The sequence below is a fragment of the Streptomyces laculatispora genome, assembly GCF_017353455.1.
Lineage (GTDB): Bacteria > Actinomycetota > Actinomycetes > Streptomycetales > Streptomycetaceae > Streptomyces > Streptomyces laculatispora.
Map to the genome: position 1 here is coordinate 1 of NZ_JAFMPZ010000534.1, position 13,499 is coordinate 13,499.

The following is a 13,499-nucleotide window of genomic DNA, read 5'->3' on the forward strand; positions in this document are numbered from 1 at the left end:
ACAGTCGACGGCGGCCCGGACGGCAGTCGCGGCGCCGGTCCGGGCGGCGGCCGTCGTGGCGGCCCCGGTACTGGCCCCGGTACCGGCCCCGGACCCGGTGCCGGCCGTGGCAGTCGCCACGGACAGCGGGGACCGGGTTCCGGGCTGCGGCAGGGGCGGGAAGCGCGAGGGCGGCGAGCCCGCCGTTCCCGGCCGGGCCCGAGGGGCCCAGGACCAGGCGCCGGGCCTCGCCGAATGGGGCCTGCCCGTCGCCACCGGACCGGGGCCGGTCAGGCCGCCCGCTCCGACGGCGCTGCGCGGGCCCGACGCGGCCGCGCCCGGCCCGGTGGAACTCTCCGTACTGAGGGTGTAGACGGCCCGCACCTCCACGGCCGTCCCCTCACCTCTCCCGCATCGCCAACACGGAGTTCCGCATGTCCAAGTCCATGTCCACGTCCACGTCCACGTCCAAGCCGTCCCCGAAGTCCAACAAGCCGGGCAGGCCGAACAAGGCCGCCAAGTCGAGGAAGCCGCTCGTCTACGGCGCCGGGATCGTCGTCGCCGCCGCCCTGTTCGGCTACGTCTCCTACCGGGCCACCGCCCCCGACTCCCCGGACTCCGGCTCCTCCGCGGTCGCCGATGTCACCGCGGAGCCCGATGCCGGCGTCTACCCCGAGCTGGCGAAGCTGGCCCGGCGCGACGCCGGCGACAAGCTGGCACAGGGCCGGGCGGACGCACCCGTCGTCCTCATCGAGTACGCCGACTTCAAGTGCGGCTACTGCGCGAAGTTCGCCAGGGACACCGAACCGGCCCTGGTGAAGAAGTACGTCGACAACGGCACCCTGCGCATCGAGTGGCGCAACTTCCCGATCTTCGGCGCCGAGTCCGAGGCCGCGGCGCGCGCCTCCTGGGCCGCCGGACAGCAGGGCCGCTTCTGGCAGTTCCACAGTGCCGCGTATGCCGAAGGGGTCAAGGAGAAGGGGTTCGGCAAGGACCGGCTGAAGGCGCTCGCCCAGCAGGCGGGGGTGGCCGACCTCGACCGCTTCCAGGCCGACGCGGACGGTGCCGCGGCCGCGGCCGCGGTGAGCAAGGACCAGGAGCAGGGGTACGGAATCGGCGCGACCTCCACCCCGTCGTTCCTGATCAACGGCCGCCCGATCGCCGGGGCGCAGTCGACGCAGACCTTCGACCAGGCCATCGAGCAGGCGGCGGAGCGGGCGAAGAAGCCCGGCAACGCGGGCGAGGACGCCAAGGGCGCCGCGAAGTGACGGCCGGGATCGGCTACTTCGCCGCGCTTCTCGGCGGGCTGCTGGCGCTGCTCAGCCCGTGCAGCGCCCTGCTGCTCCCCGCCTTCTTCGCGTACTCCATCAACTCCACCTCGCGGCTGCTCGCCCGGACCGGAATCTTCTACGCGGGCCTGGCCACCACCCTCGTCCCGCTGGGCGCGGCGGGTTCGTACGCCGGACGGCTCTTCTACAGCCACCGCGACGCCCTCGTCCTCGGCGCGGGCTGGCTGATCATCGGGCTCGGCGCCGCCCAGATCGTCGGGCTCGGCTTCGCCTCACGGCGGATCGCCGCCCTCAGCGGCCGGATCCGTCCCACGACCGCCGTATCGGTCTACGCGCTCGGAGCGGTCTACGGACTGGCCGGCTTCTGCGCGGGACCGATCCTCGGGAGCGTCCTCACCGTGGCGGCCGTCAGCGGCAGCCCGGCGTACGGCGGGCTGCTGCTCGCCGTCTACGCACTGGGCATGGCGGTACCGCTCTTCCTGCTCGCGCTGCTCTGGGAACGGTTCGACCTGGGCCGCCGGGCGTGGCTGCGCGGGCGTGTCCTGCGGCTCGGCCGCTTCGAACTGCACACCACGTCACTGCTGTCGGGGCTCTTCTTCATCGGGCTCGGCGCCATGTTCCTGGTGTACGACGGGACGACCGCGCTGCCCGGGCTGCTGGACGTGGACCAGTCGTTCGCCGTCGAGCAGTGGGCCCAGGGTGTCGGCGAGCATGTGCCGGATGTGGTGATGCTGGTCGCGGTGGTGGCCGTGGTGCTGCTGATGCTCGCGGTACGGGCCGGGCGCCGCCGCCGTGCGGAGGCCGCAGAGGCCACGGACACCGCGGACGAGCTGAACACCGCCGACCGGGAGGGTGTCTGACACGACGAAGGCCCCGTCCACCGGACGGGGCCTTCGGGTGGTGGCTGGGGCCGGGATCGAACCGGCGACCTATCGCTTTTCAGGCGATCGCTCGTACCAACTGAGCTACCCAGCCACGCAGCTCATACGGGCTGCAGCGGTCCTGACGGGATTTGAACCCGCGGCCTCCACCTTGACAGGGTGGCGAGCACTCCAAACTGCTCCACAGGACCAAGCTTTGTGCGACTAAGTGTCGCACAGGTTGTGCGTGCCCCCAACGGGATTCGAACCCGTGCTACCGCCTTGAAAGGGCGGCGTCCTGGGCCACTAGACGATGAGGGCAGAACTGCTCATACAGTCGCTTCTTCATCTGTCGCCCGAGGGAACGTAAGAAGCATGTGACTCCGCTTCCCCTCGAGAGGTTCCGCTTCTTCCGCAACCTTTGAGGTTCCAGAACGGCCAAGCCCTGACCGGCGCCCTTGGGCACGTCGGAGACTGTACTACGGCGTTTCGGTGTCAGCCAAACCGAATAGGGGAGGGCGTCGCGTCGGCCGGCTTCTCCTCCGGCAGATGGCGGCTGACCTCGGCCGTCGTCAGGCCGAGACCGCCCAGCGTGATCTCGTCCCAGGCCTGCAGACGCCGGGTGGAGCGGTCCAGATAGAGCACCGACGCGAGCACCTGTTCCGGCTTCTTGTTCTGTACGGCGCGCAGCCCGCCGCCGCCCGTGGAGCCCTCGACCTTCAGCCGGGTGCCGAGCTTCATCACCTCGTTCTGCCGGTGGTGCACATGACCGGCCAGCACGAGCGGGACCGTGCCGTCCGTCTCCCGGGCCGCGGCCGGCTCATGGGTGACGGCGATGTCGACCGGGGTGCCGGCCCGCCGCTGCTCGCGCAGGGCGGCCGCCAGCCGCAGGCCCGCCGTCCGTTCGACGTCCTCGGCCTGTTCGGGCCCGGTGCGGTCCGGGGTGAACTCCGGGTCCCCGATGCCCGCCACCCGCAGCCCGCCGACGTTCACCGCCCGGCCCTCGTCCAGCACGTGCACGTTCTTGAACCGCTTGGCGTGCTCCAGGTACTTCTGGGTGACCGCGGAGTCGTGGTTCCCGCGGACCCAGACGTAGGGGGCGCCCAGATCGCCGACCGGGTCGAGGAAGTTGTTCTCGACGGCGGCGCCGTGGTCCATCGTGTCGCCCGAATCGATGATCACGTCGATGTCGTACTGCTCGACGAGCGAGCCGATGATGTGCCAGGCCGCGGGGTTCAGATGGATGTCGGAGACGTGCAGGACGCGGAGCGTGGCGGGGTCCGGGCTGTAGACGGGGAGTGTCGAGGTGGCGTCGTACAGCCTGGTGACGTTGGTGACCAGCCGGGCCAGCTCCCGCTGGTAGACGTCGAAGTCGGTGACGATCGAGCGGGCGTCGCCGACGACGGAGGGGGCGCTGGAGAGCAGGCCGGAGAACCGGGGCTCCAGGACCGACTTCGGGTTCCAGGTGGCGTACGCGCCGACCCCCGAGGCGGCCAGCAGCGAGAGCGCGAGCCCGCCGGCCGCGAGTGCGCGGCGGGGCCTGCGGTAGACCGCGAGACCCAGCGCGGTGGCCCCGGAGACGACCGCGACGCAGGAGCGCACGGCGAGCTCGCGGGTGCCGGCGGCGACGTCCCCGGTGACCTCGTCCTCCAGCCCGGAGAGCCGTTCGGGGTGCTGGACCAGGGCCTCGGAGCGGACCGGGTCGAGGCGGTCGACATCGACGTCGAGCCGGACCGGGGCGTGGTGCGAGTCCAGTTCCAGGGCGCCGAGCGGGGACACGTTGATCTTGGTGCCGCCGCTGAGCGAGGGGCGCAGGGTCATCGTCGTGTCCATCGGGCCGACGGTCGTACGCACACTGCCGACGGCCAGCAGCCCGAGCCAGGCGCCGAACAGCACGACGGTGACCAGACCCAGCGCGCGGGCGAAGGGGCGCGGCGGGGCGACGAGCGCGCCGCAGGCGTGGCGGCCGGTGCGCGGCCGGGGGCGGTGCCGGACACGGGCTGCTGCGGCGCGGAACGGGTCGCGGGCCATGGGGCGACTGTGCCCCGGTCCGCAGGGAGGTATGCGCTCCGGGCACCTCGGGGCGCGTCCGGCGGCGGTGCGTGACAATGACGGGGTGCTGGAGATGACGCGGGAAGAGTTCGAGGAACTGGTCGGCGAGGCGCTGGACCGGATCCCGCCGGAGCTGACCCGGCTGATGGACAACGTCGCGGTCTTCGTCGAGGACGAACCGGAGGCCGACGATCCGGATCTGCTCGGGCTCTACGAGGGCACGCCGCTGACCGAGCGCGGTGAGTGGTACGCGGGCGTGCTGCCGGACCGGATCACCATCTACCGCGGGCCGACGCTGCGGATGTGCGAGTCGCGCGAGCACGCTGTCGCCGAGACGGAGATCACGGTGGTCCATGAGATCGCCCACCACTTCGGCATCGACGACGAGAGGCTGCACGCGCTGGGTTACGGGTGAGGCGGCGAGGGCCACGCGTCCGGATCAGGCCGGGCCCGCGGGTTCCGGCCTGATCCAAACGGAAGCCCGAGGTGTGAATGAGGTGCGGGCCGGTCCCGGGGCGTGTCCCCGGCGGGGCGGCGGGAGTTGGGCACAGCGCTGCCCGGCTCGTTTCCGTACCGCCTCGTCCTTCTTCGCGCCCCCCGGAGGTGCCCCCGTGCGCCAGTTGTCCGTCCCCGTCCGTTGGGCGGCCGTCACCGCTGTGACGATCGCCGCGTCCACAGGCTGTATGAGCGTCGGCGACGGCGGCGGGAAACCGGCGCCCTCGCGGTCCGCCGCACCGAAGGGGGCGGTGGCCGGCCCCGACGGCTCCACGGCGGCCGGTACCGGCCGGGCCCGTACCGGTGGCGCCGAGGCGCACTCCGAGCGGGAGGCCGCCGAGTCCGGCGCCCCGAGTGCCTCCGCCGGCCCCTCGGACAGTCCCGGCACGGGGTCCGCCGAGCCCGGCCGGGTCCGGGGCGGCCGGCTGTCGGCGCCGCCGCTCCAGCCGTCGGAGCCAGGGGTCCCGGAGCGGCCGGACCCCCCGGCTCCGTCCGAGCCGCAGGCCCCTGAGCCGTCGGTTCCGCCGGAGCCCGAGCCGGAGCCGTCGGAGCCGCCGGCGGTCCCTTCGGCGTCGCCCGCCGCGCAGCTCCGCAACGACGCGATGGGCGCGCAGGGCAACGTGGACGACATGCGGACCCCGGAGGCATCACCGCAGGTGGGACCGGCTTGAGGGGGTGGCCGGCGGGGGTCGGCTTGCGCGATGCCGGGGTTAGTGCGTATGGTAGTAGATCGTTTGATCCATTGCCCGGCGCCGACACAGAAGAGCGCCGTGTGGCGCGTACTCTCCCTTGCCGTGGCTGGACCGCATTGAGGCGGTCGAAATTGCGAAAACACGGAGTTACGGGCGCGTGCCGAGACTCCGGAAGGTTTCGCATTTCGCATGTCAATTTCCAGTTCTGACCACACCGTGCTGCCCGAGAACATCGAGAACGACGAGCTCGTCGAGGCCGCAGAGGCCGTTGTCGCCGAGTCCGCCGTCTCCATCAAGGACTACATCGCGGCTCCCCAGGCCGACACCGACGCTCCTCAGGCCGAGAAGGCCGAGCAGGTCGAGAAGGCCGAGCAGGACGTCACCGACGCTCCTCAGGCCGAGCAGGCCGACACCGACTCCGCCGCCGACGAGGCGGACGCCGAGCCGACCGTCACCTTCAGCGACCTGGGCCTGCCCGAGGGCATCGTCCGCAAGCTCGCGCAGAACGGTGTGACCGCGCCTTTCCCGATCCAGGCAGCGACCATCCCGGACGCCCTGGCCGGAAAGGACATCCTGGGCCGTGGCCGTACCGGCTCCGGCAAGACCCTCTCCTTCGGTCTGCCGACGCTGGCCTCGCTGGCCGGCGGCCACACCGAGAAGAAGAAGCCCCGCGCGATCATCCTCACCCCGACCCGCGAGCTCGCGATGCAGGTCGCGGACGCGCTGCAGCCGTACGGTGACGTGCTCGGCCTGAAGATGAAGGTCGTCTGCGGCGGTACGTCGATGGGCAACCAGATCTACGCGCTGGAGCGCGGTGTCGACGTCCTCGTCGCCACCCCGGGCCGACTGCGCGACATCATCAACCGGGGCGCCTGCTCCCTGGAGAACGTCCAGGTCGCCGTCCTCGACGAGGCCGACCAGATGTCCGACCTGGGCTTCCTGCCCGAGGTCACCGAGCTGCTCGACCAGATCCCCGGTGGCGGCCAGCGGATGCTCTTCTCCGCCACCATGGAGAACGAGATCGGCACCCTGGTCAAGCGCTACCTGAGCAACCCGGTCACCCACGAGGTCGACTCCGCCCAGGGCAACGTCTCGACCATGTCGCACCACGTCCTCGTCGTGAAGCCGAAGGACAAGGCGCCGGTCACCTCCGCCATCGCCGCCCGCAAGGGCCGCACGATCATCTTCGTCCGCACCCAGCTGGGCGCCGACCGCATCGCCGAGCAGCTCGTCGAGGCGGGCGTCAAGGCGGACGCGCTGCACGGCGGCATGACCCAGGGCGCCCGTACCCGCGTTCTCGAGGACTTCAAGAAGGGCTACGTCAACGCGCTGGTCGCGACCGACGTCGCGGCGCGCGGTATCCACGTCGACGGCATCGACCTGGTCCTGAACGTGGACCCGGCCGGTGACCACAAGGACTACCTGCACCGCTCGGGCCGTACCGCCCGTGCCGGCAAGTCCGGTGTCGTCGTCTCGCTGGCGCTGCCGCACCAGCGCCGTCAGATCTTCCGCCTGATGGAGGACGCGGGCGTCGACGCCTCGCGCCACATGGTGCAGGGCGCGGGCGTCTTCGAGCCGGAGGTCGCCGAGATCACCGGTGCGCGTTCGCTCACCGAGGTCCAGGCCGACTCCGCGAACAACGCCGCCAAGCAGGCCGAGCGCGAGGCCGCCGACCTGACCAAGCAGCTTGAGCGCATCCAGCGCCGTGCCGTGGAGCTGCGCGAGGAGGCCGACCGCCTGGTCGCCCGTGCCGCACGCGAGCGGGGCGACGACCCCGAGGCAGCGGTGGCCGAGGTCGCCGCCGAGGCGGAGGCCGCACTCGCGGCCGCCGCTTCCGTGCCGGAGCAGCAGGCCGCGCGCGAGGAGCGCCGCGACGACCGCGGCAACTTCGAGCGCCGGGACAACCGCGGCGGCGACCGCGGTGGATACCGTGGCGGCAACGACCGGGTCGGCGAGCGCAGTGGCCGTCCCACCGGTGGCAACGGCTACCGCGGCAGCAGCGACCGTCCGTCGTTCCGCGGCAGCAACGACCGCGGCGGCGACCGTGGCGGCCGTTCCTTCGAGCGTCGTGACAACGACCGCCCGTCGTTCAACCGCGACAACGACCGTCCGTCGTTCAACCGCGACCGTCGTGAGGACCGTCCGTCCGGTGGCTTCCGCTCCGGCGGCAACGACCGTCGTGACGACCGCGGCGGCGACCGTGGCGGCCGTTCCTTCGAGCGTCGTGACAACGACCGCCCGGCGTTCAACCGCGACAACGACCGTCCGTCGTTCAACCGCGACCGTCGTGACGACCGTCCGTCCGGTGGCTTCCGCTCCGGCGGCGACCGTCCGGTCAACCGTGACCGTCGTGACGACCGTCCGGCGGGCGGCTTCCGCTCCGGCGGCAGCGACCGCCCGACCGGTCGCCGTGACGACCACCGTTCCACGGGAACCGGCACGAGCACCGGCTCCTTCGGCCGCCGCGACGACAAGCCGCGCTGGAAGCGCAACGGCTGATCGTCCGATCGCCTGACTGCTGATCAGGGCCCGTACATCACTTCGGTGGTGTGCGGGCCCTGTTCCGTTTGAACCGGTTCGAATCTCCCTGTCGCCGCCTGTGGGACTGCTGTTAAAGTCGGCCCACTTGCATGAGGGGTTGGGGCCGGGGGGCTTTCACACTTCGCACAGACCGCGGCACGCTGCCGCGTCCTCCTCATGCTCTTCTTGAAGTTCCCGGGAGGGACTGGGTTTGAGACGCCACATGGTTGTACGCAGCGCTGTCGCGATGATCGCGGCCCTTGGTATCGGGGCGGGGTTCGTGCCCCTCGCGGCAGGCGCCGCAGCCCCGCCGCCGGCCGAGCTCGTCATCCCCGCGGGGCAGAACCAGAACCCCAACGCCGGCCGCCTGGTCGGTGCCGGGGCGTCCGGCTATCTGTGGGGGCAGGCCGGTGAGGGCTACAACTGGACCTCGTACGCCGATGGTTCCACCCGGGCGGTAGCGGTTCCGGCCGGCCTGCGGGTGGCCCAGGTGTCCGGTACCGACGTGGTGACGTTCACCGGTACGTCGAATCCTGTCCAGCGGGACATGGGCACGGGTCAGGAGTGGACCCTCACGGTCCCCGCCGGCCAGTGGTACCGGGCGATCTACGGCGCCACCGTCGTCACGATCGAGCAGAAGGCCGACAGGGTCGCCATCATTCACCTCCTGACCTGGGAGAACGGCCAGGTGGTGGACAGCTCGGTGACCGGCCTGCCGGCAGGGGCCACGGCGCTGAGCGTCGAGGGGCACGGCGACCGGGACGGCATGTTCGTCAGGGCCATGGTGAACAGCCGGCCGGTCGTGTACCGGCTGGACGCATCCGGACTCCGTCCCACGGCGCTCTTCGACAACCAGGTGAACGGGAGCGGCCCGCAGGTCGTCGAGCGGTTCGGCAACAGGGACACCTACCGGGTGTGGAACCTGTCGGACCTCTCGAAGCCCGCCCATGAGCTCACCCTCCCCGATGTGAGTCCGGCACAGATGCTCGGAGTGGTGGGCAACGACGTGCTGTTCACCCGTCCTTCCACCACGGGTGGTTCCCCGGACCCCTCGGTTGCCGACCACACCGTCCTGGCGGTCCCGGTGACCGGCGGCCCCGAGCGGGTGGTCCTGGACCGTGCGGCGTCGATCGCGGCGTTCGAGCCCGACGGGACCATGCTTCTGGGCAGGGCACCCGAGAAGCAGGGCGCGGCGTATTCGGTGTACGCGTTGCGGTCGGGAACGGACGGGGCGCTGTCGACGGGCCGGGTCGCCGAAGTGCTGGCCATTCCGACCGTGGTCGAGGGCATGAGCATGGCCCAGGGCCGTATGCACACCATCGACAGAATCCCCTTCCGCCAGGCGCGGCTGCGCCGCACCGACATCTCGGTGAGCGGCGGCCCGACGGCTGCGGCGCGCGAGGACCGGGGGTTGTTCAACGACTACGCCGGATGCGACCAGGACTGGTGCGAGGAGGTTCAGTCGACCGGTGACGGCCGGCTGGCGTACCAGGGGATCAACGGCGACGGGCTGAGCGTTCTCGACGAGACGGCGGTCCTGCCGGCCCGGAAGGTCAACGACCAGTCCACGTACCAGCAGCCGCACGACACCATGCAGGCGTCCGGACGCTACACCGTGGCAAGGATCCCCGGCCCGGCATCCGAGGACTACCGGCCGCGCCTCCAGGTCATCGACCTGGACACCGGGAAGGCGGTCTACACCGGCCCGGCCCAGCAGCAGTACCTGCCGGCCTTCGCGATCGACGGAAGCACGCTCTGGGTCGAGGGCGCCACTGCCGGGGTCGTGCAGGCACTCGACGTGCGGACGGGCAAGGCCGTCCGCACCGTTGACGTCGGTGACTGCAACATCACGGACCTGCGGGCGAACGGCACCGACCTCTACTGGGAGTGCGGGGAGACGACGTCGGGGGTGTACGGCACCGTCACGAAGAAGTCGGTCCGGCTCCCGGCCCACCGGTCCGCCATGCTCGGCGACGGATACGTCGGCTGGGAGAAGGACGGCGTCCTCCGGGTGACCGATGTGCGGGGTACGGCCGGAACGCGCACCGTCGGCAGCCCGGCCAACGCCGAGCCGGGCGAGGGCTGGACCCTCGACCGGTTCGGCGGCCCGCTCGTGTACGCGGACAAGGCAGGGAACGTCCACGTCGTTCCCTCCGGTGTGAAGACCTCCGCGCTCTTTGTCCGGGACACGGCCGCCGCCGCGTCGGTCCGTGCCGCGAGCGCGTCCTGGTCGCCCCGCTGGTGGCTGTCGAAGCCCGCCGCGTCCTGGCAGCTGACGCTGAAGAACAAGGCGACGGGTGCGGCCGTCCGCACGCTCACGGGCGGTGAGGCGCGTGGGCTGGTGAAGGCGGGGTGGAACGGGAAGGACGCGGCGGGGCGGCTGGTCGCCAACGGCGCGTACACCTGGACCCTCACCGCGAAGCCCGCCGACGGCCAGGGCGCGGCCCTCACCACCTCGGGCACGGTGAAGCTGTCCGGCGGCGCCGCCGTGGCGCGGGACTTCGTGGGCAACGACGGCTTCGGCGACCTGCTCGCGTTCACCCCGGCCGGGGTGGCCGACTGGCGTGCCGGCACGGGTACGGGCCGGGTCGAGACGAAGTTCTCCGGCTCCGGCTGGACGGGCGCGAACACCGTGACGGCGACCGTGCCGTTCGAGGACGTCAGCGGTGACCGCTGCAACGACGTGCTGGTGCGGATGAAGACCGGCGAACTGCGCACGTACAAGCCTGCGTGCGGTGCCGCGCTGAAGCCCACCACCCCGTACACGAAGATCGGTACGGGCTGGAACATCTTCAACGCGCTCACCTCGCCCGGCGATCTGACCGGGGACGGCCACGCGGACCTGCTCGCCCGCGAGACCTCGACCGGGTCCCTGTACCTGTACAAGAGCAAGGGCGACGGTTTCTTCGAGCCGCGCGTGAGGATCGGCACCGGCTGGCAGAAGTACCTGCTGGCCGGGATGGGCGATCTGAACGGCGACGGCAAGGGCGATCTGCTGGCCCGGGACGGTTCCGGTGGGGTGTGGCGCTACCCGGCCACCGGCAAGGGGACGCTCGGGGCGCGGGTCAAGGTGGGCTGGGGCTGGACCATGTACGACTCGATGGTCGGGGCCGGTGACCTGAACGGCGACGGCAAGGCGGATCTGCTGGCGCGGGACACGTCCGGGGCACTGTGGAGCTACCGGGGCGACGGCAAGGGCGGCCTGGCCGCGCGGGTGAAGGTCGGCGGCGGCTGGCAGATGTACGCGTGGCTGTCCTGATGCGCGTACGCAGTATTCCGTCTGTCGCCCGGGAGGGGATTTCGTTGACCGTGTTCGTTCGTGGCCGTACGGCACTGGTGGGGGCCGCGCTGGGGGCGACCGTCCTCGCGACGGCCGCCGTACCCGCCACGGCCACCCCTGCCGGGGCTCCGGCCACCGTGGTGACCACCGGCGTCCGCGGCCTCGACTTCGCCGGTGGGCGGCTGGTCACCACGGAGCGGAGCGGCGGCGGTGACGCGATGGTCTTCGAGCGCCGGGTGTCCGCCGACGGCGTGACCGTGGGGGCGCGGGAGAGCCGGTCGTACGCCGGGCCCTTCGCCAACGGCGCGCACTTCAGGACGGTGCCCTGCGACATGGGCTCCTGCGTGGAGCTGGTCGCCTCGGGCCACGGGGACTACGGCGTCGTCTTCGTCGACGGCGACGACGCCGGCACCGAGAGCGTCCAGTTCCGGCGGCCCGGGGACTCGTACCACGGGGGCGATGTCCACTACCCCGAGGGCACCGCGAAGCTCGTGGACCTGACGGCCCGCGCCTATGTCGTCAACGGCGGAGCCCCCGTCAAGCAGCGGGCCGACATGTACCCGAGCTACCACGCGAACGCCGACCCCATCGTCCGCAGCCCCACCGCGGCCTCCGTCTGGGGCACCTCGCTCTGGGCGGCGGCCTCCACCACGGGTGCGCTCACCGCGACCGACATCGAGAAGAACAAGGTGGTGGAGAAGGCGGCCACCGGCGCCCCCTGTGTGATCAAGGAGGTCCGTGCGGTCGGACGCTGGGTCTACTGGAACTGCGGGACGACCGGGGCGGCCGGTGTGTACGACCGGACGGCGAAAAAGTCGTTCACCGTGCCGTCCGGGCCCGCCCTCGTCGGCGACGGGTACCTCGTCCGGCACGACCGGACCGCCGGAAAGCTGCTGCTGACCGACTTCCACACCGGCAAGGCGACGGTCACCCGGGCGGTGGCCGACCTGCCCGCCGGGAAGACCGCCGACCAGCGGCGGCTGACCTGGGCGGTGGACAAGTTCGGCGGGGACATCGCGTACGTCGATGCCGCGAACTCCGTCCACATCGTGCCCAGCGAAGTGCCCGCGCAGCCCCTCGCGAAGATCGCCTCCGACGTCGGCGACACCTCCATCGACATCAAGGGCGTTAATGGCCTGGAGGCGTGGCTCAGCACCTGGCAGTTCAACAAGCCCGTCAACTGGACGTACACCGTCAAGGACTGGACCGGCAGTACGGTGCGCACCCTGAAGGGCGCCGGCTCTGGCACCGAGGCGGACGTCGCCTGGGACGGCCGGACGGACGCGGGCGGATACACGGGCAGCGGCCGGCACGCCTGGACCCTGAAGGCGACGGCCGAGGACGGGTCCGGGACGTACACCACCAGCGGGACCATCGGGGTGGGCGGCGCCGTGGCGGGCTTCCACGACCAGGGCGGATACAGCATCGGCGACCTGGTCACCCTCAACTCCTCCGGCGGTCTGACCGTCCAGTTCGGGCAGACCCCGGGCAGCTTCGACGGCAAGAAGTCCGGTTCCGGCTGGCCGGCCGGCACGCTCGCCGTACCGTTCGCGGACACCGGCAGCGACCGCTGCTCCGAACTGCTCGTACGGATGCCGGGCGGCGAACTGCGCCAGTACGCCGGCCGCTGCGGCACCTCCGGGTACACGCCGGCCGGCAAGCACACCACGATCGGCACGGGCTGGCAGCAGTACGACGTACTGACCTCGCCCGGCGATCTGAACGGGGACGGCCGGGCCGACCTCGTGGCCCGTCAGACGTCCACCGGCGACATGTACTTCTACGCGGGAGCGGCCGGCGGGAAGTTCGTGCCGAAGGCCAGGATCTTCACCAACTGGAAGACGTACGCCCAGATCACCGGCGTCGGCGACATCACCGGCGACGGCCGCCCCGACCTGCTCGGCCACGACCGCGACGGCGGCCTGTGGCGCTACAACGGCCTGGGCAACGGCAGCTTCGCGCCGCGGGTGAAGGTGTTCTCGGACTGGGGGCGTTCGTACAACGCGGTGGTGGGAGTCGGAGACCTGAGCGGCGACGGCAGGAACGACATCGTCGTACGCGACCCGGCCGGGAAGCTGTTCCGCAACAACGGCAACGGCAAGGGCTCGTTCGGGGCCCGTACGCAGATCGCCACGGGGTGGCAGACGTACAAGGGGATCTTCTGAGGCACTGACGACCCGGCCTCCGTCCCACGGGGCCGGGTCGTCAGTGCATGTCGTGCCCCCGGCGAGGGAATCGCTGGGGGCATGACAAACAACCCCCGTGAGACCCGGTCCGGTCCGTCCGACGGGTCAAGCCCCTCCGGTCCGTCGGATCCCTCACCCGCGACGGC

9 protein-coding genes and 3 tRNA genes are annotated in these 13,499 nt (G+C 71.6%); 8 read left to right on the forward strand and 4 right to left on the reverse strand.

Translation table 11 applies throughout. From position 1 onward, the window contains the following. The 3 genes from J1C73_RS28195 to J1C73_RS28205 form a co-directional block, all read left to right on the forward strand. The coding region (locus tag J1C73_RS28195) for a hypothetical protein (RefSeq protein ID WP_242644814.1) at positions 1–352 on the forward strand (352 nt) is incomplete at its 5' end. A 61-nt stretch (positions 353–413) separates the two neighbouring features. Then, positions 414–1,247, forward strand: coding sequence for a DsbA family protein (locus J1C73_RS28200; protein ID WP_242644815.1), 834 nt, complete (start codon positions 414–416; stop codon positions 1,245–1,247). Next, on the forward strand, positions 1,244–2,128 hold the full coding sequence (locus tag J1C73_RS28205) for a cytochrome c biogenesis CcdA family protein (RefSeq protein ID WP_207318849.1): 885 nt from the start codon (positions 1,244–1,246) through the stop codon (positions 2,126–2,128). Before J1C73_RS28200 ends, J1C73_RS28205 begins: the two co-directional genes overlap by 4 nt. Positions 2,129–2,166: 38 nt before the next feature. Here J1C73_RS28205 and J1C73_RS28210 read toward each other — a convergent pair. The 4 genes from J1C73_RS28210 to J1C73_RS28225 all read right to left on the reverse strand — a co-directional run bounded on the left by J1C73_RS28210 (position 2,167) and on the right by J1C73_RS28225 (position 4,159). Next, positions 2,167–2,243, reverse strand: a tRNA-Phe gene (locus J1C73_RS28210). A gap of 22 nt (positions 2,244–2,265) precedes the next feature. Continuing rightward, positions 2,266–2,340, reverse strand: a tRNA-Asp gene (locus J1C73_RS28215). A gap of 36 nt (positions 2,341–2,376) precedes the next feature. After that, a tRNA-Glu gene (locus J1C73_RS28220) sits at positions 2,377–2,449 on the reverse strand. Positions 2,450–2,623: 174 nt separating this feature from the next. Further along, positions 2,624–4,159 (reverse strand): metallophosphoesterase family protein, encoded by a 1,536-nt coding sequence (locus tag J1C73_RS28225; RefSeq protein ID WP_207318850.1) that lies wholly within the window; start codon positions 4,157–4,159, stop codon positions 2,624–2,626. An 85-nt stretch (positions 4,160–4,244) separates the two neighbouring features. Here J1C73_RS28225 and J1C73_RS28230 point away from each other — a divergent pair, with 85 nt between their 5' ends. The 5 genes from J1C73_RS28230 to J1C73_RS28250 all read left to right on the forward strand — a co-directional run bounded on the left by J1C73_RS28230 (position 4,245) and on the right by J1C73_RS28250 (position 13,332). Then, positions 4,245–4,595: a metallopeptidase family protein gene (locus J1C73_RS28230; RefSeq protein ID WP_185095426.1), complete on the forward strand. Its 351-nt coding sequence runs from the start codon at positions 4,245–4,247 to the stop codon at positions 4,593–4,595. Between the two features lie 196 nt (positions 4,596–4,791). Next, positions 4,792–5,346, forward strand: coding sequence for a hypothetical protein (locus J1C73_RS28235; RefSeq protein ID WP_207318851.1), 555 nt, complete (start codon positions 4,792–4,794; stop codon positions 5,344–5,346). Between the two features lie 210 nt (positions 5,347–5,556). Further along, complete coding sequence (locus tag J1C73_RS28240; protein WP_207318852.1) at positions 5,557–7,866, forward strand: DEAD/DEAH box helicase; 2,310 nt, start codon at positions 5,557–5,559, stop codon at positions 7,864–7,866. A gap of 244 nt (positions 7,867–8,110) precedes the next feature. Next, positions 8,111–11,146 (forward strand): FG-GAP-like repeat-containing protein, encoded by a 3,036-nt coding sequence (locus tag J1C73_RS28245; protein ID WP_242644816.1) that lies wholly within the window; start codon positions 8,111–8,113, stop codon positions 11,144–11,146. A gap of 50 nt (positions 11,147–11,196) precedes the next feature. Then, entirely contained in the window at positions 11,197–13,332 is a 2,136-nt protein-coding gene (locus J1C73_RS28250; RefSeq protein WP_307797814.1) for an FG-GAP repeat domain-containing protein, read from the forward strand. Positions 13,333–13,499 lie beyond the last annotated feature (167 nt).